The sequence below is a fragment of the Pseudomonas nabeulensis genome (assembly GCF_004682045.1).
Classification (GTDB): domain Bacteria; phylum Pseudomonadota; class Gammaproteobacteria; order Pseudomonadales; family Pseudomonadaceae; genus Aquipseudomonas; species Aquipseudomonas nabeulensis.
The window spans coordinates 143,828-166,461 of sequence record NZ_QUZT01000005.1; the positions used below are offsets into that span (position 1 = coordinate 143,828).

Genomic DNA, 22,634 nt, shown 5'->3' on the forward strand with positions numbered 1-22,634 from the left:
TGCTTTTAGTTAGGCGATTTTAATCGCCCAACTAAAAGGGCTAATCCATTTCAGAACTGCAAATGCGATTTTTGTCGTGTAGAAATTTCGTTATTTTCAACATCTACTGTATCAATCAATTTCTCATCGAGAAAGATTTCGAGAGAGAAATACTTTTTTCTCTCTGGTGTAATGACTAGTTTGATTTTTTGAGAATGTAGGAAATTATTTAGTTTTATACGACCTTTTTCTGTGATTAACAACTTACTTACATCAAATGCAGATACAGATGTTTTACTCGCAATGTGAAGATTATTGATTTTAATCGCCAGTTCGTTTTGAATTTTTTTCAACTCATCTAATTCTAAACTTACTTCGTCAATTCTCTGCAAAATGTATTTTTGCGCATTTTCAGATGACTTTTCAAGAATTGAAAAGTTATTGGCGAGCGCTTTTTCTTTCGCAATAACCAGCCCATCATTTTCTTTTTGGTCTTTTTCAAGCTGCTTAATATCGTCAGATTTTACGATAATTTGCTCAAAAGGGATTTGATTGTGATACATCATAAAAAGCATTTCAATCAATGCATATCTGTATCTTGTTCCTTTTTTCTCTTTTGCAAATTCACAATTATCGACAGTCGATGCTTGACAAACTAAATCAACATAATGGTTTTTTTGCTTGTGAAAGCGAAGGGTTGAACCGCATTTGCAATACGCAACGCCTCGAAAAATATTTCGAAATTCTTCTGCTTTTCGTCCTGAAAATTTTGGGTCTAATCTCTCTTGAAGTTTCGAACTAATCCTATAAAATTCCGCTTCGCTAATTAGAGCCGGATAATAGTTTTTTATCTCTTTATTAAAGACGTTTCTAATGCCACTCTCATCAAGTTTTAAAGCAAGAAAAGAACCATAAATTGCGTGTTTGTGTAGCACTTTACTAACTGTGCTGCTAGTGTATTTTCTTGCGTGATTTTCTTTGTTCAATTGCTGTGCAATTGATTGAAAGCCATAATCATAGCAAAGTTCTGTCATTCGTTTTACAGCGTTTGAATGTTCATTAAGAACGAATTTATCACCTACAAACGAGATCCAAAATGGACATTGTTTAGTGATAATTCCGCCATTTTCGCCCTTTTCTCTGTTCCTTTTTTTCGCGTCTGATATTCGTTCTGATTTGGCTCTACTTTCATCATTCGCACGTTCAAGAATATTTTGAATAAGACTAATATCGACACTACTATCTTTTTTTCGCTTTGAATAAAGTCGATTGTCAAATAGCGTATAAATTGCACAATCTGATTGAATAATCGAAATAATTAGTTCAAGAGCGTCATAACCGCCCATTCTCGACACTCTGTCAAAACTCTCAACTAAAAGTAGAGCGTTTGGCAAAATATCTTTTGACTTAATTCGTTCAACGAATTTAGCTAATTGACCAGTTTTAAGGTTTTTGCCTTTGAACGCTGAAACGCCCAAATCTTCGTAACGCTCGATAAGTCGAGCAATGGGGTATTGCTCGAAAAATCGGTTGATTTGTTCGAGTTGTCGAACCTCCCCAAACCCCAAAGACTGGGCTTTGGAGGAAAATCTGATGTAGCTATACACGTTTATCGTTTCGTCGTTTCTGAACACATCAGAGAACGCCCTAGGCAGTGGTTTTTGCTCTGTCATAACGTCCCAAACCCCCTAAATACGTGGATTGTAGCGGTTCTACAATCTACGTCTATGATTGCGGTCATCGGTATGTTGGAGCTGACCCTCAAGCGCGCCGACCAGGGCCATCTCGACCGCCCGGCCATTGAGGTGGCGTACAACTCGGCGAAGGATCTGCTGGAGCTGATCGGCGATATCCTCGATATAGCGCGCATCGAGTCCGGCCGCCTGAGTCTGGCGCCGGAGCGGGTCAATCTGCGGGAAGTGATCGAGTCGGTGGTACGCGTATTCGACGGGCTGGCGCGCCAGAAAACCCTCAGCCTGCTGCTGGAGTTCAAGCCTGAACTGGACGACACGCAAGTGCTGATCGACCCGCTGCGCTTCAAGCAGGTGCTGTCCAACTTGATCAGCAATGCAATCAAATTCACTGAACGCGGCCAGGTGAAAATCATGGTCGAGGTAGTGCCGGGCGAGCTGACGCAACAAGTCGAGATGAAGCTGACGGTGGAAGACACCGGCATCGGCATCAGCCGGGATGATCAGCTCCGTCTGTTCGAACCTTTTGCCCAAGCGGACAACTCCGGGCAATTGGCCAGGAGCGGCGCAGGTTTGGGGCTGGTGATCTGTCGCAGCCTGTGCGCCATGATGGGCGGTCAACTGAACCTGAGCAGCGTGCCCATGGTTGGCACCCAGGTACAGGTCAGCCTGAAAATGAATCGCCTGCATCCCAAGCAGGCGACAGACGAGGCCAAGGCCGAGCTTTCGATTACCACACCCGTGCTGAATGTCCTGGTGGTAGACGACCATCCGGCGAACCGCTTGCTGATGTGCCAGCAACTGGGCTACCTGGGCCATCAGTTCACCGCTGCCCAGCACGGCGCTGCCGGCTTCCAGGCATGGCGCAAGGAGCATTTCGACCTGGTGATCGCCGATTGCAACATGCCCATCATGAACGGCTACGAACTGAGCCGCTCGATCCGCGAATACGAGCAGCGCGAACAACTGACGCCGTGTGTGGTACTGGGGTTTACCGCCAACGCCCAACCCGAAGAAAAACACCGCTGCGCACAAGCGGGCATGAACGATTGCCTGTTCAAACCCATCAGCCTCACCGCGCTGGAACGACAACTGGCACAAATTGCCCCTGCACCGGCAAAAGTGAGCCTGGACCTGGGCAATTTCGAAGCACTGACCGGGGGCGATCCGCAAATGAGTCGCCGGTTGCTGGAGGAGTTATTGAACAGTAGCCGTCATGATCGCCAGGACCTACTCGCCTTGATGGCGGCAGAAGCGCCCCTACAGGAGATCATCGAGCAGGCACACAAGATCAAAGGCGCCGCCCGCATCGTTCAGGCTGTCTCGTTGGCTGCACAGTGCGAAACCATCGAACAGGCCTGCGCTCAGGGCGATGAGCAAGCGGTGATCGAAGCGGGCGTCAAATCCCTGGAAAAACTCATGCTTGAACTGGAGAGGACACTACAAGCCCAACTGCACGATCTGAATGGGCACGTGTAGTGAGCGGGCTCGCCCCGCGCTGGGGGGCGAAGCCGCCCTAAACCCAGGCACTTCGGTGTTTCAGGTAGACCGAGCTGAATGGATTTGGGGCGGCTTCGCCCCCCAGCGCGGGGCGAGCCCGCTCACTACAGACAGTCAGCAGTCGGTCAAACGCAGGAAGATCGCTGCCAACTGCTCAATGCCCACTTGGTCCTGCTCGGTAAAGCGGGCCAGCCGTGGGCTGTCGAGGTCAAGAACACCAACCAGTTTGCCGTCCTTGACCAGCGGCACCACCAATTCGCTGTTCGACGCGCTGTCACAGGCGATATGCCCAGGAAACGCGTGCACATCCTCGACCCGCTGGGTTTGCCGCGACGCCGCCGCCGCGCCGCATACCCCGCGGCCGAAGGGAATCCGCACACAGGCAATCTGGCCTTGAAACGGCCCCAGCACCAACTCTTCATTGCGATTGAGGTAGAAACCGGCCCAGTTCAAATCGTCCAACTGGTTAAACAAAAACGCAGAGAACTGAGCGCTGTTGGCGATGAAATCCCGCTCATCGGCCAGCAGCGATTCCAGCTGCGCACACAGCATGGCGTAGCCATCAAGGCCAGTGCCGGCCTGTTGTAGATCAATCATGGTTGACGCTCCAGCAATTTAAGGCCCACCCAATAACGGGCGAATTGATACGCGCAACGGCCGTTGCGGTTGCCACGCCCGGTCGCCCAGCGCACGGCGAGAATGTCCAGGGCTTCATCACGTTGCCACTGCAAACCGGCCTTGCTGGCCAGTTCGCCGATCCAGTGTTCGACCACATCCAGAAAGTGTTCCTGGCTGAACGGGTAGAACGACAGCCACAGGCCAAAACGGTCGGACAAGGCAATCTTGTCTTCCACCGCTTCGCTGGGGTGCAGTTCACCGTCGACGCGCTTCCATTTTTCGTTGTCGCTCTGGTTTTCCGGCACCAGGTGGCGGCGGTTGGAAGTGGCATACAACAAGACGTTTTCCGGCGCCTGCTCCAGGGAGCCGTCCAATACGCTCTTGAGCACGCGGTAGTCGCCCTCGCCCGCTTCGAACGAAAGGTCATCGCAGAACAGGATGAAACGCTGGGGCAGCTTGAGCAGTTGCTCGACCACGCGCGGCAGGTCGGCCAGGTGGTCACGTTCGATCTCGATCAAGCGCAAACCCGCCTTGGCGTGCTGGGCCAGTAAGGCACGTACCATGGACGATTTGCCGGTGCCGCGCGATCCCCACAGCAGCGCGTGGTTGGCGGGCAAGCCATCGAGAAATTGTTGGGTGTTGCGAGCCAGTTGCTCGCGTTGCTTGTCCACGCCGATCAGGTCGGACAGGCGCATGTCCAGGCTCACGTCCAGCGGCAACAGGAAACCACTGCGGCCTTCTCGCTGCCAGCGGGCGGCCAGGCACTGGTTCCAGTCGATGGCTGGGCGCAGCGCGGGCAACAAGGGCTCCAGGCGGGCGAGCACGGCGTCGGCGCGCTCGAGAAAGGCATTCAATCGACTATCCACGATGATTCCTCTGGCAAGTTCTTGCAAAAGATGGCGTATTGGCAACCCTGCGGCAGACCGCACCAGGTTGCGTAAAAAAACGATTCATGCCGGGCAGGCCAGAGCCTGTGGATGTTCAGCTATGCTTGCCGGGCGAAGGGAAACGTGAAGTGGCTCAACACTCGATGGATATCAAGTTCGCCCACCGCTTGTCTTATAAACAAGCCAGATTGACTGTGCTGGTCGGTTTCGTCTTGGGAACCTTGCTCAGCCTGATCCAAATCGGCATTGATTATGCCAGCGAAGACGCATCCATCAACCGTGAAATTACGTCGCTGCTGGAAATCAGCCATAACCCCGCGTCACGCATCGCCTACAACATCGACGCCGAACTGGCCCAGGAACTGACCCTGGGCCTGTTGCGCTCTCCCGCCATCATTCACGCGCGGTTGATCGACAACAATGGCGTGGTGCTGGCCGATGTCGACCGACCACGCAAGGAAAGCACCTACCGCCCCATCAGCGACTTCCTGTTTGGGGCCAATCGTGAGTTTGAAGATCGCCTGTTCCTGAGCCATATGCCCAACGATTCCCTCGGCGTGTTGCGCCTTGACGTCGACACCTACGCCTTTGGCAGCCGTTTTTTGCACCGTGCCGAGATCACCCTGCTCAATGGCTTTGCCCGCAGCCTGCTACTGACCGGCATCTTGCTGGCGCTGTTCTACGTCATGCTGACCCAACCGCTGGTGCGCATTATTCGTGAACTGAGCAACCGCAAACAGGCGCGCCTGGACTGCCCGCCAGGGCACGAACATGACGAAATCGGCGTGCTGGTCAGCGTCGCCAACCAGCAGTTTGAAAACATGGAGACCGAAATCCAGCAGCGCCGTCACGCCGAGGATCGGCTGACCGAGTACCTGGGCCAACTGGAAAACATCGTTTCCGCCCGCACGCTTGAACTAAAAACCAGCAACCAGCGCCTGAGCCAGTCCAATGACGAGCTGGAAGCAGCGAAAATGAATGCACTGAGCATGGCCCAGGCGCGGGCAGCGTTCCTGGCCAACATGAGCCATGAAATCCGCACTCCGCTCAACGGGCTGTTGGGCATGATTGCCTTGTCACTGGACAGCCCGCTGAACGCCGAACAACGCCAGCAACTCTCCATCGCTCATGATTCGGGCAAGGTGCTGGTGGAATTGCTCAACGATATCCTCGACCTGTCCAAGTTCGACGCCGGCCAGTTGGAACTGGAGCGCATCCCATTCGATTTGGGGGCACAAGTGGAAGACACGGCCAACCTGCTATCGCAGAACGCCGCGCCGGACGTCGAGCTGACCTGCCTGATCGACCCGCAGTTTCCCGCTCAGGTACTGGGCGACCCGACCCGTGTGCGGCAAATCGTCAGCAACCTGTTGTCCAACGCCTTGAAGTTCACCCGTTTTGGTCGGGTGGATGTGCGCCTCAGTAGCACCGAGGGTCGGGTGCGCATTGAAGTGTGTGACACCGGCATTGGCATCGCGCAGGAAGCCCAGGTGAAGATTTTCCAACCGTTCACCCAAGCCGGTGCCGGTATCACTCGCCAGTTCGGTGGCACGGGACTGGGCCTGGCACTGACCCACAACCTGTGCGAGGCCATGAAGGGCCGCTTGAGCATCAGTTCAGAAGTGGGCTTTGGCAGCCAGTTCTGTGCCGAACTGCCGCTGCCGACCCATTTGCCAGCTGTGCGGCTGGCACCGCTCAAAGGCGAAGTGATCGCCATCACCAACGCCGACAGTGGCCTGACAGAACTGCTCACCACCCTGCTGCCCCACTGGGGGCTGACACCGCGTTGTTACTCGCGTGACGAAGACATCGGCGGGCAAACTCCGGACTTATTGATCACCGACTGCCCGCAATGCCTGTTCCGTCTAAGGCCCACCCTTACTGCGCCGATTCTGCTGGTCACCGCCTATGGCAATTTCATGCCCAGTGAAGAGGTGGCAGCCCTGATGCCATTGCAGCAACAGGCGCGTCCCTTGAGCCGCAACGCGCTGTACCAGATCCTGCAACGCAATTTACGCAGCGATACGCAACTGATCCTCGACCCCATCCAAATGGAAGCCGCACCCCTGGCCCATCGGGCGCGCATCCTGCTGGTGGAGGACAACCCGGTCAACCAACTGGTGGCCAAGGGCATGCTGAGCAAACTGGGGTGTGAGGTGATCGTGGCGGCGCACGGCGGCGAGGCGCTTAAGTTCCTGGAGGAACAACCCTTCGACCTGGTGTTGATGGACTGCAACATGCCGGTGATGGATGGCTACGAGGCCAGCCGGCAGATTCGTCGCAGCGGGCGCTGGCCGGACCTGCCGATCGTGGCCTTGACCGCCAACGCCCTGTCGGAAGAACGTGAGCGTTGTCGGGCGGCAGGCATGAATGATTACCTGGCCAAGCCATTCCGACGCGAAGAACTAAAGGGCCTGCTGGACGTGTGGGTGCCGACGACGACCCGTCTTTGATCTGGCTACATGGATGCCCCGAGGCCCGGGGCACGCTCATTTGAGCAGGGTTTCGATCTCTCGGGTGAGGTCCTGGGGCTTGGTAGTCGGGGCAAAACGCTTGACCACCTGACCGTCGCGGCCAATCAGAAACTTGGTGAAATTCCACTTGATGCCTTTGGAACCCAGCAAGCCCGGCGCCTGCTTTTTCAACTGCACGAACAAGGGGTGGGCATCGCTGCCGTTGACATCGATCTTCTTGAACAGCGGGAAACTGACACCAAAGTTCAGCTCGCAGAACTCGGAAATCGCGCCCTCATTGCCGGGCTCTTGCTTGCCAAATTGGTTGCAGGGGAAGCCCAGCACCACCAGCCCCTGGTCCTTGTACTGCTGCCATAGCTGCTCCAGGCCCTTGTATTGCGGGGTGAAACCGCATTTGCTGGCCGTGTTGACCACCAAAATGGCCTTGCCGTCGAAATCGGCCAAGGTCTTTTGCTCACCCTTGATGGTGGTGCAAGGGATGCTCAGCAGGTTTTCACTCATGGCAATGTCTCGAAGGGACGATGAAAGGAAAACATAGCGCCCCATTAAATGGCGCACAATTTAATTGATCAGAATGATGACTTGGCATCATCTCTAATCACTGCGGGAGCGAGCTTGTTCGCTCCCGCAGGTATTTATCGAGGCACGAAGTCCAGGCAGACCGAGTTGATGCAATACCGCAACCCCGTCGGCGGTGGGCCGTCCGGAAACACATGCCCCAGGTGCGCATCGCACTTGGCGCAGGTGACTTCGGTGCGGATCATGCCGTGGCTGACGTCACGGATCTCGATCATCGCGCGCTCGGCAATCGGCTCGTAGAAGCTGGGCCAGCCGCAGCCAGCATCGAATTTGGTCTTGGAGTCGAACAACGGCTCGTTGCAGCAAATGCAATGGTAGACGCCATCGGCAGTGGTGGCGTTGTACTTGCCGGAAAACGGGCGCTCGGTGCCTTTGAGGCGGCACACCTGGTACTGCGCCGGGTCGAGCATGTCCTGCCATTCCTGAAGGGATTTCTGCAACTTTTCCATCGGTACACCTCGGCAACTGAAAAACCCTGATCTGTATCTTTTCCGTAGATCAGGTGGCACGTATGATTGCGCCTCTTCAAAACGCCAGTCTGGCACCCGCGCTATCGGCATTCAAACGTATTTATTTCACAGTACGATAGTGCCCCTACCGTCTGGATCGTTCATTTTCAGGATCACACCGCCATGCAGGTCAGCAAATCGAACAAGCTCGCCAACGTCTGCTACGACATTCGCGGCCCAGTGCTCAAGCACGCCAAACGCCTGGAAGAGGAAGGCCACCGCATCCTCAAGCTGAACATTGGCAACCCGGCGCCTTTTGGTTTCGAAGCGCCGGACGAGATACTCCAGGACGTGATCCGCAACCTGCCCACCGCCCAAGGCTACAGCGACTCCAAGGGCTTGTTCAGCGCGCGCAAAGCCGTCATGCAGTACTACCAGCAAAAGCAGGTAGAAGGCGTCGGCATCGAAGACATCTACCTGGGCAATGGCGTGTCCGAGTTGATCGTGATGTCCATGCAGGCCCTGCTCAACAACGGTGACGAAGTGCTGGTGCCTGCGCCGGACTACCCGTTGTGGACCGCGGCCGTGACCCTCGCCGGTGGCCACCCGGTGCACTACCTGTGTGACGAAGGCGCCGACTGGTTCCCGGACCTGGCCGACATCAAGGCCAAGATCACTCCGAACACCAAGGCCCTGGTGATCATCAACCCGAACAACCCTACCGGCGCGGTGTATTCCAAGGAAGTGCTGCTGGGCATGCTTGAACTGGCGCGCCAGCACAACCTGGTGGTGTTCTCCGACGAGATCTACGACAAGATCCTCTACGATGACGCCGTGCACGTGTGCACCGCCTCCCTGGCGCCGGACTTGCTGTGCCTGACCTTCAACGGCCTGTCCAAGTCCTACCGCGTGGCGGGTTTCCGCTCTGGCTGGATTGCCATTTCCGGTCCCAAGCACAACGCCCAGAGCTACATCGAAGGCATCGACATGCTGGCCAACATGCGCCTGTGTGCCAACGTGCCGAGCCAACACGCGATCCAGACCGCCCTCGGCGGCTACCAGAGCATCAACGACCTGGTATTGCCCCAGGGCCGCCTGCTGGAGCAACGCAACCGTACGTGGGAGTTGCTCAACGCGATTCCGGGTGTCAGCTGCGTGAAGCCTATGGGCGCGCTCTACGCCTTCCCGCGCATCGACCCGAAAGTTTGCCCGATCCTCAACGACGAGAAGTTCGTGCTCGACTTGCTGTTGTCGGAAAAACTGCTGGTGGTCCAGGGCACCGCGTTCAACTGGCCGTGGCCGGATCACTTCCGCGTGGTGACATTGCCGCGCGTGGATGACCTGGACATGGCCATTGGTCGCATCGGCAACTTCCTCAAGTCCTATCGCCAGTAACGGATGTATCGCTGTACGACCGACAATCGGTCGTACAGCGAGTATCTGGCAACACTTCTCTGGCCTACCCTGCCCCTTTCGCGTTACCGACGTACGCTTGGTCACGTTCCCCCTATAATTACAGGGCCGCAAGGCAGTCGCATGCCGATCAAGCCGCCTTTGGCGTGTCGGAAAAGCCCTTCAAGGCTCTACATTCATGCTGTAGGACACAGTTTGAAATAGTCGCCCGGTTGAATCACCCCATGCGGCACCTTATATACCCCGCAGTACGCGACATATTAAGCATGAGGAGAACTCTACAACCATGATGCGCATCCTGCTGTTCTTGGCCACTAACCTGGCGGTCGTGCTGATTGCCAGCATCACCCTGAGCCTCTTTGGCTTCAACGGGTTCATGGCGGCCAACGGGGTTGATCTCAACCTCAATCAGCTGCTGATTTTCTGTGCGGTCTTTGGTTTTGCCGGCTCGCTGTTCTCGCTGTTCATCTCCAAGTGGATGGCGAAGATGAGCACCAGCACCCAGATCATCACCCAACCACGCACCCGCCATGAACAATGGCTGATGCAAACCGTGGAGCAGTTGTCTCGAGAAGCAGGCATCAAAATGCCCGAGGTGGGGATTTTCCCTGCCTACGAGGCCAACGCCTTCGCCACGGGCTGGAACAAGAACGACGCGCTCGTTGCCGTCAGCCAAGGGCTTCTGGAGCGTTTTTCGCCAGATGAAGTCAAGGCGGTGCTGGCACACGAAATCGGCCACGTAGCCAACGGCGACATGGTCACCCTGGCGCTGGTGCAGGGCGTGGTGAACACCTTCGTGATGTTCTTCGCCCGGATCATCGGTAACTTTGTCGACAAGGTGATCTTCAAGAACGAAGAAGGCCGCGGCATTGCCTACTTCGTGGCAACGATCTTTGCCGAAGTGATCCTTGGCTTCCTGGCCAGCGCGATCGTGATGTGGTTCTCGCGTAAACGTGAGTTCCGTGCAGACGAAGCCGGTGCGCGCCTGGCGGGCACCAACGCGATGATCGGTGCGCTGCAACGCTTGCGCTCGGAACAAGGCCTGCCGGTGCATATGCCGGACAGCCTGACCGCCTTCGGTATCAACGGCGGTATCAAGCAGGGCCTGGCGCGCATGTTCATGAGCCACCCGCCGCTGGAAGAGCGGATTGACGCACTGCGTCGTCGGGGCTGATAGCGATAAACACAAAAAAGGGGCGATCTGATCGCCCCTTTTTTATGCCCGTCACACATGTGCCAATTGGTAGACCCGCTCCTCCAGCCGCGTAACGCCGTCCTGCACAAATTTCCAGCTGTCGCCCAGGATGTCTTGCGTCTCCAACACGGCCAAAGACCAACACTCCCCCATCAACACCCTGACCTCGGCATCCGCGACCGCAAACGGCGGACCGGCCTTTTGTGTCTGGTCGTAGTCGAGGGTGATCAACAGCCCCTGGCAGCCGGGCCGAAGGAATGTATTCAGGTGCTCGGTGTACTGCGCCCGCATCAATGGCGGCAACGCGATCAAGGCAGCACGGTCATAGAGCGCCGTGCAATCGGCGAGTGCTTGTGCGTCCAAGGCTAAGAAATCACCGCACCAGATCTCGATCGAATCCGCTTGGTAGACCTTGAACACACCTTGCTGACGGATACGCGGTGTCAGGTTCTGCTCACTGAAGAACGACTCGACGGCCTGCTCCGACAGCTCCACGCCCATCACCCGATGCCCCTGACTGGCCAGCCACATCAGGTCCAGGCTCTTGCCACACAACGGCACCAAGACCTTGGCGCCCTCGGCCAACCGCAACTGCGGCCAATGCCGTTGTACGTAAGGGTTGACGTCAGGCAAGTGAAAACCGATCTGATTGCGCGCCCAGCGGTCCTGCCAAAATTCAGGCTCCATAGATCCTCCGTAAAATTCGATCAAATCGCGCTAAAACTTATATTAGATTTAGATCAATGATCTGATTGAAGATGGGCTCATGTTAACGCTCAGGACCCCTATTATGTTCCCTAGCCTGTTTATCTCCCACGGTTCGCCCATGCTCGCCCTGCAACCTGGCGCCAGCGGCCCGGCCCTCCAGCGATTGGCCGCCGAAATGCCACGTCCGAAGGCGATTGTGGTGGTATCGGCGCACTGGGAAAGCCATGAACTGCTGGTCAGCGGCGGCACCGCGCCGGAAACCTGGCACGACTTCGGCGGTTTTCCCCGCGAACTGTTTGCCGTGCAATACCCGGCGCCCGGCGATCCGCAGTTGGCCGCCGAGATTGTCGAAATGCTGCACGCCGATGGCCTCAATGCCCGCGTCGACGAACGTCGCCCCTTCGACCATGGCACTTGGGTGCCACTGTCGCTGATGTACCCAGAAGCGAATATCCCGGTGGTGCAGGTGTCGCTGCCCAGCCGCATGGGCCCTGCCCTGCAGACCCGGGTCGGGCATGCACTGGCCGGTTTGCGTGAGCAAGGCGTATTGCTGATCGGTTCTGGCAGCATCACTCACAACCTGGGTGAGCTGGATTGGCACGCAGGACCTGAAAGTATCGAGCCGTGGGCACGGGATTTTCGGGATTGGGTGGTGGATAGGCTGGCAGCGAATGATGAAAGCGCGCTGCATGACTACCGCCGCCAAGCGCCTCATGCGGTCCGCAGCCATCCCAGTGATGAGCATCTACTGCCGCTGTACTTTGCACGGGGCGCCGGCGGTGAGTTCAGCGTGGCACATCAGGGGTTCACAATGGGCGCGCTCGGCATGGACATCTACCGCTTCGGCTGACTGCGGTCCAAATGTGGGAGGGGGCTTGCCCCCGATGACGGAGTGTCAGTTAACATCATCTGTGACTGATCCACCGCTATCGGGGGCAAGCCCCCTCCCACACTGATTGAGTGGAATCCTAAAAGACAGGCAAAAAAAATCCCCGAACCAGTCGGGGATTTTTTATGTGCGATCAATCAGCCCAAGGGCCGATCAATCTTCGCGGTAGCGACGCAGCTTCAACTGCTTACCGGCAACGCGAGTGTCTTTCAGCTTGGCCAGCAGCTTTTCCAGGCCATCTTCCGGCAGCTCCACCAGGGAGAAGCTGTCACGAACCTGGATGCGACCGATGGCTTCACGCGCCAGGCCACCCTCGTTGAGGATAGCGCCCAGCAGGTTTTTGGCCGCGATACCGTCACGCGCGCCCAGCGCGGTACGGCAACGAGCACGACCTTCAGCCAAAGGAACCGGAGCGCGACGCTCACGATCACCACGGTCTGGACGGTCGCCGGAACGCTCTGGACGATCACCGCGTGGTGCGCTGTTCGGAACCAGTGGACGTTCTTTCTCGATGGCTGCCAGGGTCAGGGCCTGACCGTTGGTAGCTTTACGCAGCAGGGCTGCGGCCAGGGCACGCGGGGTGCAACCGATATCGGCGGTCAGGCGGTCCAGCAGGTCGCCATGGGTCGATTCAGCGTCAGCCACCAGTGGCGCCAGGCTGTTGGTCAGTTTCTTGATGCGCGCATCCAGGACAGCCTGGGCGTCCGGCAGGCGGACTTCGGCAACTTTCTGACCGGTGACACGCTCGATCACTTGCAGCATGCGGCGCTCACGTGGAGTCACCAGCAGCAGTGCACGACCTTCGCGGCCCGCACGGCCGGTACGGCCGATACGGTGAACGTAGGACTCTGGGTCGTACGGCATGTCAACGTTGAACACGTGGGTGATACGTGGAACGTCGAGACCACGCGCGGCAACGTCGGTCGCTACAACGATGTCCAGACGGCCATCCTTGAGGGAGTCGATCACGCGCTCACGTTGGTTCTGGGCGATGTCACCGTTCAGCGCAGCGGCTTTGTAGCCTTTGGCTTCCAGGGCACTGGCCAGGTCCAGGGTCGCTTGCTTGGTGCGCACGAACATGATCAGGGCGTCGAAGTCTTCGACTTCCAGCAGGCTCAATACAGCCGAGGTCTTCTGGTCAGCGTGAACCAACAGGTGAGCCTGTTCGATCGCGGTAACGGTCTGAGTCTTGGTCTGGATCTTCACGTGCTCTGGGTCACGCAGGTGACGCTCGGCAATGGCGCGAATCGACTGCGGCAGGGTAGCCGAGAACAGTACGGTCTGACGGGTCGGTGGCAGCGCCTTGAAGATGACTTCCAGGTCATCCATGAAGCCCAGCTTCAACATTTCGTCAGCTTCGTCGAGAACCAGGTGGTTCACGGTTGCCAGCACTTTTTCGTCACGACGCAAGTGGTCGCACAGGCGGCCCGGCGTAGCGACGACAATTTGTGCGCCATTACGGATTGCTTTCAGTTGTGGGCCCATAGGCGCGCCGCCGTAAACGGCCACAACGTTAACGCTCGGCATCAGCTTGGCGTAGGTTTCGAAAGCGGTTGCTACTTGCAGCGCCAACTCACGGGTTGGCGCCAGGATCAGGGCTTGCGGTTCGCGCTTGGCAGGATCGATGCACTGCAGGATAGGCAAAGCGAACGCGGCAGTTTTGCCGGTACCGGTTTGCGCCTGGCCAATCATGTCCTTACCGGCCATGATGATCGGGATCGATTGCTGCTGAATCGCCGAAGGTTCTTCGTAGCCAGTCGCTTTGACGGCTTCAAGAATGTTCGGATTAAGATTAAAAGCGGCGAAGCCGCCGGTTTCCTGGGTCATGGGTCTGCCTCTAAGTGCATCCGCAAAGACCCATGCTCCAAAGCTGCGCATGCCGTGTTGAGACTCAAGAGTCGCCCTGGCTGCTTTGTCGGCGGGGATTTGCGAAAACGAATGAATGAAAAAGAATTCGTCAAGGGAGAGTCCGCTGTGCGGACTTGCAGCCGAAGCTGACTTCGGGGAATTGCACTACCTAAACGCGGCCCGGTTAAAGGCCGGCGCGCACTATACCGGAAATAGCTGAAAAAGGGAGCTTTTTTTATCGCGAAGCACTGATAAACCGCGCTGCGTCACAGTCTTTGCAGAGCGTTGCAGTAAGGTCTATTTTTCAAAGGCCCGGCCCTGTTGGTCATAACGCTTAAACGGTTCACCTGGTCGTTGAGACCTTTGGTCCGAAACTCTTCCCCGCGCCCGAGGGCACACCCGATGAATCAAGCCAGCAGCAGTCGCGTCAGCCGTGAATTACAGGGCCATGTCTTGCTGCTGGGCTTGGATCGGGTGGCCAAGCGCAACGCGTTTGACCTGGATTTGCTCAATGAGCTGAGCCTGGCTTATGGCGAATTTGATCGAAATACCGAAGCGCGGGTCGCCGTGGTGTTTGCCCATGGCGACCACTTTACCGCCGGGCTGGACCTGGCGAATGTCAGCGCAGTGATGGCGAGTGGCTGGCAACCGCCTTTGGGCGGATGTGATCCATGGGGCGTATTTGCTGGCCCGCGCGTGAGCAAACCGGTGATTGTTGCGGCGCAGGGTTACTGCCTGACGATTGGTATCGAGTTGATGCTGGCGGCGGACATCAACCTCTGCGCAAGCAACACACGCTTTGCTCAAATGGAAGTGCAGCGTGGGATCTTTCCGTTTGGCGGTGCGACATTGCGTTTTCATCAGATTGCCGGCTGGGGCAATGCGATGCGTTGGTTACTGACCGGCGATGAGTTCGATGCCCATGAGGCGCTACGACTGGGGCTGGTGCAGGAAGTGATGGCCAGTGAAGACCTGCTGCCCCGCGCTGTCGAGCTGGCCAACCGGATTGCGCGCCAGGCGCCACTGGGGGTGCAAGCCACGTTGATGTCGGCACGGCTGGCGCGGATGGAAGGCGAAACCGTGGCGGCTGCGGCGTTGGCGCCGGTGGTGGATCAACTGCTGAGCAGCGAGGATGCCAAGGAAGGGGTGCGGGCGATGGTGGAGAAGCGGCCGGGGGTGTTCAAGGGTATTTGATTGTCTTGAGGCCGCTATCGGGGGCAAGCCCCCTTCCACAGGGGAATGCATTTGAACAGGAGAATGCAGTCCAAATGTGGGAGGGGGCTTGCCCCCGATAGCGTCAGACCAGGCTACTCAGGTCGCCGGCCGAATCGCCTTGATCAACGCCTGCAACGAATACCCCAACCGCGGTGCCAACGCCTCGGCACGGGCCGAAAGCCCCTCGAGATCCAACCCCTGGTCCAGTTCCGAGGGCACCAACAAAATCACATTACCCTCCTTCACCGGCAGCTCCCAGTAATGCCGGTGGTACAACCCACGCAACAACGCGGCGCCCAATGGCTTGCCATCATCAGTCGCCCACTGGTTGATCACCAGCCAGCCACCGGGGTTGAGTTTTTTCTGGCAATTTTCCAGGAAGGTCCAGGCCAGGTGCCCGACGCCGGGGCCAACATCCGTGTAAAGATCGACGAAAATCAGGTCGGCCGACTCGGCCGTCTCCAGCAATTGCAGGGCGTCGCCGATACGGATGTAAAGGCGCGGATCATCGTCCAGTCCCAGGTATTCAATCGCCAGACGCGGCACATCGGGCCTTAGCTCGATAGCCTCCACATCCTCCAGCGGCAGGAACTTGAGGCACGCCTGGGTCAGCGTGCCGGCACCCAGGCCAAGAAACAGCGCACTCTCCGGTTGCGCATGGCACAGCGCGCCGATCAACATGGCGCGGGTGTAGTCGTATTCCAGCCAGCTTGGGTCAGCGGTGAACACGCAGCTTTGCTCGATGGCATCACCAAATTCGAGAAACCGGTAATCGGCCACTTCGAGCACTCGGATCATGCCGAAGTCATCATGGACCTCGGCCAACAGGCGCTCGACACGCTCCTCGGTCATCACTGCTCCTAACGGGTGTTGTTGTGCGGCAAAGGCGCGATTGTCGGCCAACCGGCGGCAGCAGGTCACGCACTAATTGCTGATAACATTGACGCCCACCGTCAATCAGCCAATCGAGTTCATGATGAGCCAACCCTGGAGCCCCGACAGCTGGCGCGCCCTGCCGATCCAGCAACAACCCCAGTACCCGGACGCCGCGCATTTGCTGCACGTGGAGCAAAGCCTGGCCAGCTACCCGCCGCTTGTGTTTGCCGGGGAAGCCCGCGAGTTGCGCCGCCAGTTTGCCGAAGTGACCCAGGGTCGCGCCTTCCTGTTGCAGGGCGGTGACTGCGCCGAGAGTTTTGCAGAGTTCTCCGCCGCTAAAATCCGCGACACCTTCAAGGTGTTGCTGCAAATGGCCATTGTGATGACCTTCGCGGCCGGTTGCCCGGTGGTGAAAGTCGGACGCATGGCAGGCCAGTTCGCCAAGCCGCGTTCGGCCAACGATGAAACCATCGACGGCATCACCCTGCCCGCCTACCGGGGCGATATCGTCAACGGCATCGGCTTCGACGAAAAAAGCCGCGTGCCGGACCCGGACCGCCTGTTGCAGTCCTACCACCAGTCCACCGCCACCCTGAACTTGCTGCGCGCCTTTGCCCAGGGCGGTTTCGCCGACCTGCATCAAGTGCACAAGTGGAACCTGGACTTTATCGCCAACTCTGCCCTGGCCGAGAAGTACAGCCAACTGGCCGACCGCATCGATGAAACCCTGGCGTTCATGCGCGCCTGTGGCATGGACAGCTCGCCGCAACTGCGCGAGACCAGCTTCTTCACTGCTCACGAAGCGCTGCTGCTCAACTATGAGCAAGCGTTTGTGCGCCGTGACAGCCTGACCAACGACTACTACGACTGCTCCGCCCATATGCTGTGGATCGGCGATCGTACCCGTCAGTTGGACGGCGCCCACGTCGAGTTCCTGCGCGGGGTGAACAACCCGATTGGCGTCAAGGTCGGCCCGAGCATGAACCCCGACGACCTGATCCGCCTGATCGACATCCTCAACCCGGACAACGACCCCGGCCGCCTCAACCTGATCGCGCGCATGGGCGCCGGCAAAGTTGGCGACCATCTGCCAGGCCTGATTCGCGCGGTTCAACGCGAGGGTAAACAAGTGCTGTGGAGTTCGGACCCGATGCATGGCAACACCATCAAGGCCAGCAGCGGCTACAAGACCCGCGACTTTGCGCAGATCCTTGGGGAAGTGAAGGAGTTCTTCCAGGTGCATCAGGCCGAGGGCAGCTATGCCGGCGGGATCCATATCGAGATGACCGGGCAGAATGTCACCGAATGCATTGGTGGTGCGCGGCCGATTACCGAGGATGGCTTGTCGGACCGTTATCACACCCACTGTGATCCGCGGATGAATGCCGACCAGTCGTTGGAGTTGGCGTTTTTGATTGCCGAGACGTTGAAGCAGGTCAAGCGCTGAGCGTTGGGTTGCCAGTACTGACGCCATCGGGGGCAAGCCCCCTCCCACATTTTGACCGCGCCGCCTATCAAATGTGGGAGGGGGCTTGCCCCCGATGGGGCCCTAAAGCCCAACACTCATGACCAGCATTGCCACTTTTAACCGGTCAGCACTCACCCTCTGGCAATTAACCTGCACCCGCTCCAACCCCAGCCAATCCGCCATCTGCCGCAAATTCAGCGCCAACGCCAATATCCCCTCCTCATCCAGCCCCGGTTCCTCCTCGTGCACCGCATGCACCGCCAAACACCCATTGGCACGTTCGGCCCGCAGGTCGACGCGGGCAGCTATCCGTTCATTGTGCAAAAACGGCAGCACGTAGTAGCCGTACACCCGCTTGTCCTGCGGCGTGTAGATCTCCAACCGGTAACGAAAATCGAACAGGCGCTCGGTGCGGCTGCGCTCCCACACCAGGGAATCGAACGGCGACAGCAAGGCGCTGGCCGGCACCCTGCGTGGCACTTTCGGCTCGGGCAGGCAATACGCGGGTTGCTTCCAGCCTTGGACCTGACACGTCAGCAGTTGCCCGTTCTCCACCAGCTCAGCCAAGCGACTGCGGCTGTCGGCAGGGTCCAGGCGGAAGTAATCGCGCAGGTCTTTTTCGGTGCCCACGCCCAACGCAGTGGCGCTGTGCAGCAACAAACCGCGCTGGGCCTCGGCTTCGCCAACAGGGGCCTGAAGAAACTCGCCGGGAATCACCCGCTCCGGCAAATCGTAAAGGCGCTCAAACCCACGCCGACCGGCCACGGTCACCAAACCTGCGGCGAACAGCCATTCCAGCGCGTGTTTTTCATCGCTCCAATCCCACCAGGGCCCGGCGCGCTCTTCGCGGGTAGACAAGCTGCCAGCGCCCAACGCGCCCTGCTGTTCGACCGTCTTCAACACGCGCTCAATCACAGCCGGTTGCTCACGACCGAAGCGCGCCAGTTGTGAATAGATCCCTTGCCCCTGCTTGGCCCGCTCCATGCGCCAGCACATCAACGGGTACAGCGCCATCGGCAGCAGCGACGCTTCATGCCCCCAGTATTCGAACAGTGAACGGCGGCGCCCCTGGCTCCACGCTGCCTGTTCAAGGATCAACGGGGAGTAGTGACCTAAGCGGGAAAACAGCGGCAGATAGTGGGAGCGCACCACGGCGTTGACCGAATCGATCTGCAACACACCGAGTCGATTAATCAGGCGGTTGAGGTGGGTGGCCTTTATCTGGGCCGGCGCCTGGCGCCCGGAAAACCCTTGGGCCGCCAGCGCCATGCGTCGAGCTTGCTTGAGTGAAAAAGACAGGTCGGCGAGCATGGAATTCTCCAGGTGGGCTCGCCACCTACCCTACTGCATCCGCGTCATTTTCGCAGGGGGTCTTGCCATGACTGCTGACGACGTTCCTGCTCCACATCCGTGCGACTGAGCCCGATATCCTTGAGGGCATCATCGCTCAGGTTTGCCAGCAACTGGCGCTCATGCCACCGGCACAGCGCGTTCAGCACGCCAGTAAACGGCCGCTTCGCCATCAATACAAAACCTCGTTGACCTTTCATCTTCTCGCCCTCCCGTGGGGATGGCGCAAGTTTGAGCGGGCGCTTAAGATCAATCCAACGAATGTTTCTTATGCAATACATCTCAGAGTTTGATCAATGACAGCCTTCCCAAGCATCGACACAGAAGTGCTTCGCACCTTCGTTGCCATCGCCGAACAGGGTGGTTTCACCCGCGCCGGGGAACACGTCAACCGTACTCAATCGGCGGTGAGCATGCAGATGAAGCGCCTTGAAGAAGATGTGCTGCAACGCAAGCTGTTCGAGCGCGATGGCCGCCAGGTGCGGCTGACACCCGAGGGCCAGGTACTGCTGGGGTATGCGCGGCGCATCCTGAAATTGCACAGCGAAGTGTTCAATACCCTGCGCGAGCCGCATATGGTGGGGCTGGTGCGGATTGGCACGCCGGATGACTATGTGATGCGGTTCCTGCCGGGGATTCTCAAACCGTTTTCCAAGGCTTATCCGTTGATCCAGATCGAGATGCACTGTGAGTCGTCAACCGTGCTGATGCAGCGTCGCGACCTGGCGCTGACCGTTATCAGCCGTGAACCAGGCCATGAGATGGGGGAATTGTTACGCACCGAACGGATGGTGTGGGCAGCGGCACCGTGCTTCTGCGTCGACGCGCACGAAACCTTGCCATTGGCCGTGTCCGGCGCCGACTGCATTTACACCCAGTGGACCCGCTCGGCGCTGGAAGCCGTTGGCCGGGATTATCGCCTGGCGTATCACAGCACCAACGGCGCGGCGATCCAGGCGGTAGTCAGTGCCGGGCTGGCGCTGATGATCTGCATGGAAAGCCTGGTGACCGAAGACCTGCGCATACTCGGCAGCGAAGACGGCTTACCCGCCTTGCCGTCCATGAATCTGCATTTGCTGCGCAACCCGCAGATGGCCTCGCCCATCACCGACTGCCTGGCCGAGTACATCCTTGAAGGTTTCAGACTTTAAACGTCAACATCACCGCACACACCATCAGGAACACACAGAACAAACTGCGTAACGTGCGCTCCGGCAACGAGTGAGCGACTTTCACGCCCCAACTGATGCTGAGCAGCCCACCCACGGCCAAGGGCACGCCGATCAGCCAGTCCACCTCATGGTGCCAGGCGTAGGTCACCAGCGTCACGCCTGTGCTTGGCAGTGCCAGCGCCAGGGACAAACCCTGGGCGACGACCTGGGTGGTGCCGAACAGGCCGGTCAACACCGGCGTGGCGATCACCGCGCCGCCCACACCAAACAATCCACCTACGGAACCAGACGCCGCACCGAGCACGCCGAGCCAGGGCCAGGGATAACGCATCTCAGCGGTGGGTGGTGCATTGCGCGTGAACATCCGCAATAAGGTGTAGGCCGACAGTGCGACCAGAAAGACAATAAAACCGATGCGCATCGCGCCCGCATCCAGGCCCACCGCCCAGATCGACCCCAACCACGCAAAGGTGAAGCCCATCACACCCAACGGCAATGCATGACGCAGGTAAATCGGGTTGCGCTGGTGATATCGCCACAGGGCCAGCACCACATTGGGCACCACCATCACCAACGCCGTGCCTTGGGCGATCTGCTGGTCCAGCCCGAAAAACACACCCAACACCGGGATTGCGATCAGCCCGCCGCCAATCCCGAACAGGCCACCCACCGTGCCCAAGGCCACGCCCAAGACCAGGTACAACACTAAATCCAACACGCTTTGCCGCTCCACAATCCCCAACCCTGCATGCTACGCAGTCGGCTATGGCATGGAAACGCACAGCAACGCACAATGGCTATGCCAATCTCGCACAAGCACATGTTATGAACCCGAATACCTTGACCGATCAGTTGGGCCTGTTTCTCGATGTACTGGAGACGGGCAGCTTTTCTGCTGCCGCGCGGCGCCATCCGCTGACACCCTCGGCGGTCGCGCGGCGGGTCGACAGCCTGGAAAGGTCGGTGGGTAGCCGTCTGTTCCAGCGCAGTACCCATGCAGTGGTGCCAACCCCGGCGGGACTGGCCTTTGCCGAGCGCGCCCGACGCATTGTCAGCGAGTTGCAACTGGCGCGGGCCGAAGCGGTTTCCCTCAGCCACGCCCCAGAAGGCCTGATTCGGGTGGACGCGCCAGCCGCGTTTGGCCGCCGGCACCTGGCACCGGTGATTGCGGACTTTCTCAACGTGTATCCAGGGCTGGATGTGCATCTGCATCTGATCGACAGTTTCGTGGATATGCAGGGCGCACACTTGGGCAAGGTTGACTTGGTGCTGCGCGCCGGGCATATCGTCGACACTCGACTGATCGCCACGCCGTTGGCCAGCATCGTACGCATTGCCTGCGCCAGCCCTGCCTACCTGAAAAATCGCGGGACGCCGACCCATCCTCGCGAACTCGGCGAGCATGACGGCCTGGATTGGGACGGCCTGGCGCCGATATTCGCCTGGCGCTTTGAGCTCGATGGACGCCGCACCACCTATCGCCCGCAACGTATTCGCATGAGCGCCAACAATGCCGAAGCCCTGCTATCGGGTGCCTTGGCCGGACTGGGCATTGCCCATTTGCCGACGTGGCTGGCCAGTGAATACCTGGTGCGCGGCGAGTTGGTGCCGCTGTTTTGCGAAAACGGCCTGCCCAGCCCGGAGACTACCGGCATCTACGCGCTGCGCCTGGAGCAACAACCCAACGCCCGTAGCCGGTTATTGCTGGAATACCTGAAAACCCGTTTCAGCCCGGTGCCACCCTGGGATCTGGCGCTGCAGAGTGGTGTGATCTGACTGCCTGGACAGAATTATCTGGCGCATTAAACATTTGACCGCTAGATTCCAGCCCAGACACGCTTTCCCGAGGTAACCCATGAGCAAGAACCCCGCCCCCTGCGAATCCCTGATGCTGGATAACCAGCTGTGTTTCGCCCTGCACTCCACATCACTGCTGATGACCAAGGTCTATAAGCCGCTGCTGCAAGCCCTTGGACTGACCTACCCGCAGTACCTGGCCATGATGGTGTTGTGGGAAGAGGACGGTTTGACCGTGGGTGAAATCAGCAGTCGCCTGCTGACGGATCCGGGCTCTCTCACCCCGCTACTCAAGCGCCTGGAGGCCGAGGGTCTGTTGAGCCGCACCCGCAGCCGTGAGGATGAGCGGGTGGTGGTGGTGGAATTGACTGAGGCCGGGCGTGCCTTACAAGACAAGGCCATGGGGATTCCGCAGTGCATCTTGGGGGCCAGTGGTCTGCAACTCGAGCAATTGCGCAAGTTGCAGGAAGACCTGATTGCACTGCGGGGCAATCTGCAGGCCTCAATCTAAAGGTATTGACGCTTT

The 22,634-nt window shown here is 58.3% G+C and carries 20 protein-coding genes and 1 pseudogene; 10 read left to right on the forward strand and 11 right to left on the reverse strand.

The window, feature by feature from the left end; translation table 11 throughout:
- Positions 1–50 precede the first annotated feature (50 nt).
- Entirely contained in the window at positions 51–1,586 is a 1,536-nt protein-coding gene (locus tag DYL61_RS04920) for a recombinase family protein (RefSeq protein WP_238704528.1), read from the reverse strand.
- Positions 1,587–1,700: 114 nt separating this feature from the next.
- Here DYL61_RS04920 and DYL61_RS04925 point away from each other — a divergent pair.
- Positions 1,701–3,149: pseudogene (locus tag DYL61_RS04925) on the forward strand (ATP-binding protein); the annotation flags it as partial.
- A gap of 135 nt (positions 3,150–3,284) precedes the next feature.
- On the opposite strand, the gene DYL61_RS04930 reads toward DYL61_RS04925, so the two are convergent.
- Positions 3,285–3,767 (reverse strand): GAF domain-containing protein, encoded by a 483-nt coding sequence (locus tag DYL61_RS04930; protein WP_135307432.1) that lies wholly within the window; start codon positions 3,765–3,767, stop codon positions 3,285–3,287.
- Complete coding sequence (locus tag DYL61_RS04935) at positions 3,764–4,654, reverse strand: ATP-binding protein (RefSeq protein WP_135307433.1); 891 nt, start codon at positions 4,652–4,654, stop codon at positions 3,764–3,766. The genes DYL61_RS04930 and DYL61_RS04935 overlap by 4 nt, the downstream gene beginning before the upstream one ends.
- Before the next feature lie 164 nt (positions 4,655–4,818).
- Here DYL61_RS04935 and DYL61_RS04940 point away from each other — a divergent pair, with 164 nt between their 5' ends.
- The gene (locus tag DYL61_RS04940; RefSeq protein ID WP_135307449.1) at positions 4,819–7,128 is read left to right on the forward strand and encodes a hybrid sensor histidine kinase/response regulator; all 2,310 of its coding nucleotides are present in this window, start codon (positions 4,819–4,821) and stop codon (positions 7,126–7,128) included.
- Between the two features lie 36 nt (positions 7,129–7,164).
- On the opposite strand, the gene DYL61_RS04945 is transcribed toward DYL61_RS04940, so the two are convergent.
- Positions 7,165–7,650 carry a glutathione peroxidase gene (locus DYL61_RS04945; RefSeq protein WP_135307434.1) on the reverse strand — a complete coding sequence of 162 codons (486 nt, stop codon included), beginning with the start codon at positions 7,648–7,650 and terminating at the stop codon, positions 7,165–7,167.
- A gap of 134 nt (positions 7,651–7,784) precedes the next feature.
- The gene (gene msrB / locus DYL61_RS04950) at positions 7,785–8,177 is read right to left on the reverse strand and encodes a peptide-methionine (R)-S-oxide reductase MsrB (RefSeq protein ID WP_135307435.1); all 393 of its coding nucleotides are present in this window, start codon (positions 8,175–8,177) and stop codon (positions 7,785–7,787) included.
- Between the two features lie 183 nt (positions 8,178–8,360).
- Between msrB and DYL61_RS04955 the strand changes: the two genes are divergently transcribed.
- Together DYL61_RS04955 and htpX are read left to right on the forward strand one after the other, a co-directional pair.
- Complete coding sequence (locus DYL61_RS04955; protein ID WP_016978462.1) at positions 8,361–9,572, forward strand: pyridoxal phosphate-dependent aminotransferase; 1,212 nt, start codon at positions 8,361–8,363, stop codon at positions 9,570–9,572.
- Positions 9,573–9,876: 304 nt separating this feature from the next.
- Entirely contained in the window at positions 9,877–10,764 is an 888-nt protein-coding gene (gene htpX / locus DYL61_RS04960; protein ID WP_135287837.1) for a protease HtpX, read from the forward strand.
- A 51-nt stretch (positions 10,765–10,815) separates the two neighbouring features.
- Here htpX and DYL61_RS04965 read toward each other — a convergent pair whose 3' ends face one another.
- The gene (locus DYL61_RS04965; RefSeq protein WP_135307436.1) at positions 10,816–11,472 is read right to left on the reverse strand and encodes a thiopurine S-methyltransferase; all 657 of its coding nucleotides are present in this window, start codon (positions 11,470–11,472) and stop codon (positions 10,816–10,818) included.
- A gap of 103 nt (positions 11,473–11,575) precedes the next feature.
- Here DYL61_RS04965 and DYL61_RS04970 point away from each other — a divergent pair, with 103 nt between their 5' ends.
- Positions 11,576–12,343, forward strand: coding sequence for a DODA-type extradiol aromatic ring-opening family dioxygenase (locus DYL61_RS04970; protein ID WP_135307437.1), 768 nt, complete (start codon positions 11,576–11,578; stop codon positions 12,341–12,343).
- 192 nt (positions 12,344–12,535) lie between these two features.
- Here DYL61_RS04970 and DYL61_RS04975 read toward each other — a convergent pair whose 3' ends face one another.
- Positions 12,536–14,209, reverse strand: coding sequence for a DEAD/DEAH box helicase (locus DYL61_RS04975; RefSeq protein ID WP_135307438.1), 1,674 nt, complete (start codon positions 14,207–14,209; stop codon positions 12,536–12,538).
- Positions 14,210–14,632: 423 nt separating this feature from the next.
- Here DYL61_RS04975 and DYL61_RS04985 point away from each other — a divergent pair, with 423 nt between their 5' ends.
- Positions 14,633–15,424: a crotonase/enoyl-CoA hydratase family protein gene (locus tag DYL61_RS04985; protein WP_135307439.1), complete on the forward strand. Its 792-nt coding sequence runs from the start codon at positions 14,633–14,635 to the stop codon at positions 15,422–15,424.
- Between the two features lie 117 nt (positions 15,425–15,541).
- Here the strand turns inward: DYL61_RS04985 and DYL61_RS04990 are convergent, their stop codons facing one another.
- Positions 15,542–16,297, reverse strand: a complete 756-nt coding sequence (locus tag DYL61_RS04990; protein WP_135307440.1) for a spermidine synthase — start codon at positions 16,295–16,297, stop codon at positions 15,542–15,544.
- Positions 16,298–16,421: 124 nt separating this feature from the next.
- On the opposite strand from DYL61_RS04990, the gene DYL61_RS04995 reads away from it, so the two are divergent.
- Entirely contained in the window at positions 16,422–17,768 is a 1,347-nt protein-coding gene (locus DYL61_RS04995) for a class II 3-deoxy-7-phosphoheptulonate synthase (protein ID WP_135307441.1), read from the forward strand.
- Positions 17,769–17,870: 102 nt separating this feature from the next.
- Here the strand turns inward: DYL61_RS04995 and DYL61_RS05000 are convergent, their stop codons facing one another.
- Both DYL61_RS05000 and DYL61_RS05005 read right to left on the reverse strand, forming a co-directional pair.
- Positions 17,871–19,100 carry a winged helix-turn-helix domain-containing protein gene (locus tag DYL61_RS05000; RefSeq protein WP_135307442.1) on the reverse strand — a complete coding sequence of 410 codons (1,230 nt, stop codon included), beginning with the start codon at positions 19,098–19,100 and terminating at the stop codon, positions 17,871–17,873.
- A 44-nt stretch (positions 19,101–19,144) separates the two neighbouring features.
- Complete coding sequence (locus DYL61_RS05005) at positions 19,145–19,339, reverse strand: DUF1127 domain-containing protein (protein ID WP_193559425.1); 195 nt, start codon at positions 19,337–19,339, stop codon at positions 19,145–19,147.
- A gap of 96 nt (positions 19,340–19,435) precedes the next feature.
- Here DYL61_RS05005 and DYL61_RS05010 point away from each other — a divergent pair, with 96 nt between their 5' ends.
- The gene (locus DYL61_RS05010; protein ID WP_135307444.1) at positions 19,436–20,290 is read left to right on the forward strand and encodes a LysR family transcriptional regulator; all 855 of its coding nucleotides are present in this window, start codon (positions 19,436–19,438) and stop codon (positions 20,288–20,290) included.
- Here the strand turns inward: DYL61_RS05010 and DYL61_RS05015 are convergent.
- Positions 20,280–21,029: a sulfite exporter TauE/SafE family protein gene (locus DYL61_RS05015; RefSeq protein WP_135307445.1), complete on the reverse strand. Its 750-nt coding sequence runs from the start codon at positions 21,027–21,029 to the stop codon at positions 20,280–20,282. The genes DYL61_RS05010 and DYL61_RS05015 overlap by 11 nt on opposite strands.
- Before the next feature lie 107 nt (positions 21,030–21,136).
- Here DYL61_RS05015 and DYL61_RS05020 point away from each other — a divergent pair, with 107 nt between their 5' ends.
- Both DYL61_RS05020 and DYL61_RS05025 read left to right on the forward strand, forming a co-directional pair.
- On the forward strand, positions 21,137–22,087 hold the full coding sequence (locus tag DYL61_RS05020; RefSeq protein ID WP_135307446.1) for a LysR family transcriptional regulator: 951 nt from the start codon (positions 21,137–21,139) through the stop codon (positions 22,085–22,087).
- 79 nt (positions 22,088–22,166) lie between these two features.
- A complete protein-coding gene (locus DYL61_RS05025) occupies positions 22,167–22,619 on the forward strand; it encodes a MarR family winged helix-turn-helix transcriptional regulator (protein WP_135307447.1) in 453 nt (150 codons plus the stop codon).
- The last annotated feature ends 15 nt before the right edge of the window (positions 22,620–22,634 follow it).

Coding starts and splice junctions, on each gene's coding strand:
- DYL61_RS04970 (WP_135307437.1), top strand. CDS start 11,576: ATGTTCCCTAGCCTGTTTATCTCCCACGGTTCGCCCATGCTCGCCCTG.
- DYL61_RS04990 (WP_135307440.1), bottom strand. CDS start 16,297: ATGACCGAGGAGCGTGTCGAGCGCCTGTTGGCCGAGGTCCATGATGAC.
- DYL61_RS04975 (WP_135307438.1), bottom strand. CDS start 14,209: ATGACCCAGGAAACCGGCGGCTTCGCCGCTTTTAATCTTAATCCGAAC.
- DYL61_RS04940 (WP_135307449.1), top strand. CDS start 4,819: ATGGATATCAAGTTCGCCCACCGCTTGTCTTATAAACAAGCCAGATTG.
- DYL61_RS04945 (WP_135307434.1), bottom strand. CDS start 7,650: ATGAGTGAAAACCTGCTGAGCATCCCTTGCACCACCATCAAGGGTGAG.
- DYL61_RS05025 (WP_135307447.1), top strand. CDS start 22,167: ATGAGCAAGAACCCCGCCCCCTGCGAATCCCTGATGCTGGATAACCAG.
- DYL61_RS04955 (WP_016978462.1), top strand. CDS start 8,361: ATGCAGGTCAGCAAATCGAACAAGCTCGCCAACGTCTGCTACGACATT.
- DYL61_RS04930 (WP_135307432.1), bottom strand. CDS start 3,767: ATGATTGATCTACAACAGGCCGGCACTGGCCTTGATGGCTACGCCATG.
- DYL61_RS05010 (WP_135307444.1), top strand. CDS start 19,436: ATGACAGCCTTCCCAAGCATCGACACAGAAGTGCTTCGCACCTTCGTT.
- DYL61_RS04965 (WP_135307436.1), bottom strand. CDS start 11,472: ATGGAGCCTGAATTTTGGCAGGACCGCTGGGCGCGCAATCAGATCGGT.
- DYL61_RS04995 (WP_135307441.1), top strand. CDS start 16,422: ATGAGCCAACCCTGGAGCCCCGACAGCTGGCGCGCCCTGCCGATCCAG.
- DYL61_RS05005 (WP_193559425.1), bottom strand. CDS start 19,339: ATGAAAGGTCAACGAGGTTTTGTATTGATGGCGAAGCGGCCGTTTACT.
- htpX (WP_135287837.1), top strand. CDS start 9,877: ATGATGCGCATCCTGCTGTTCTTGGCCACTAACCTGGCGGTCGTGCTG.
- DYL61_RS04985 (WP_135307439.1), top strand. CDS start 14,633: ATGAATCAAGCCAGCAGCAGTCGCGTCAGCCGTGAATTACAGGGCCAT.
- msrB (WP_135307435.1), bottom strand. CDS start 8,177: ATGGAAAAGTTGCAGAAATCCCTTCAGGAATGGCAGGACATGCTCGAC.
- DYL61_RS05020 (WP_135307446.1), top strand. CDS start 21,137: ATGAACCCGAATACCTTGACCGATCAGTTGGGCCTGTTTCTCGATGTA.
- DYL61_RS05000 (WP_135307442.1), bottom strand. CDS start 19,100: ATGCTCGCCGACCTGTCTTTTTCACTCAAGCAAGCTCGACGCATGGCG.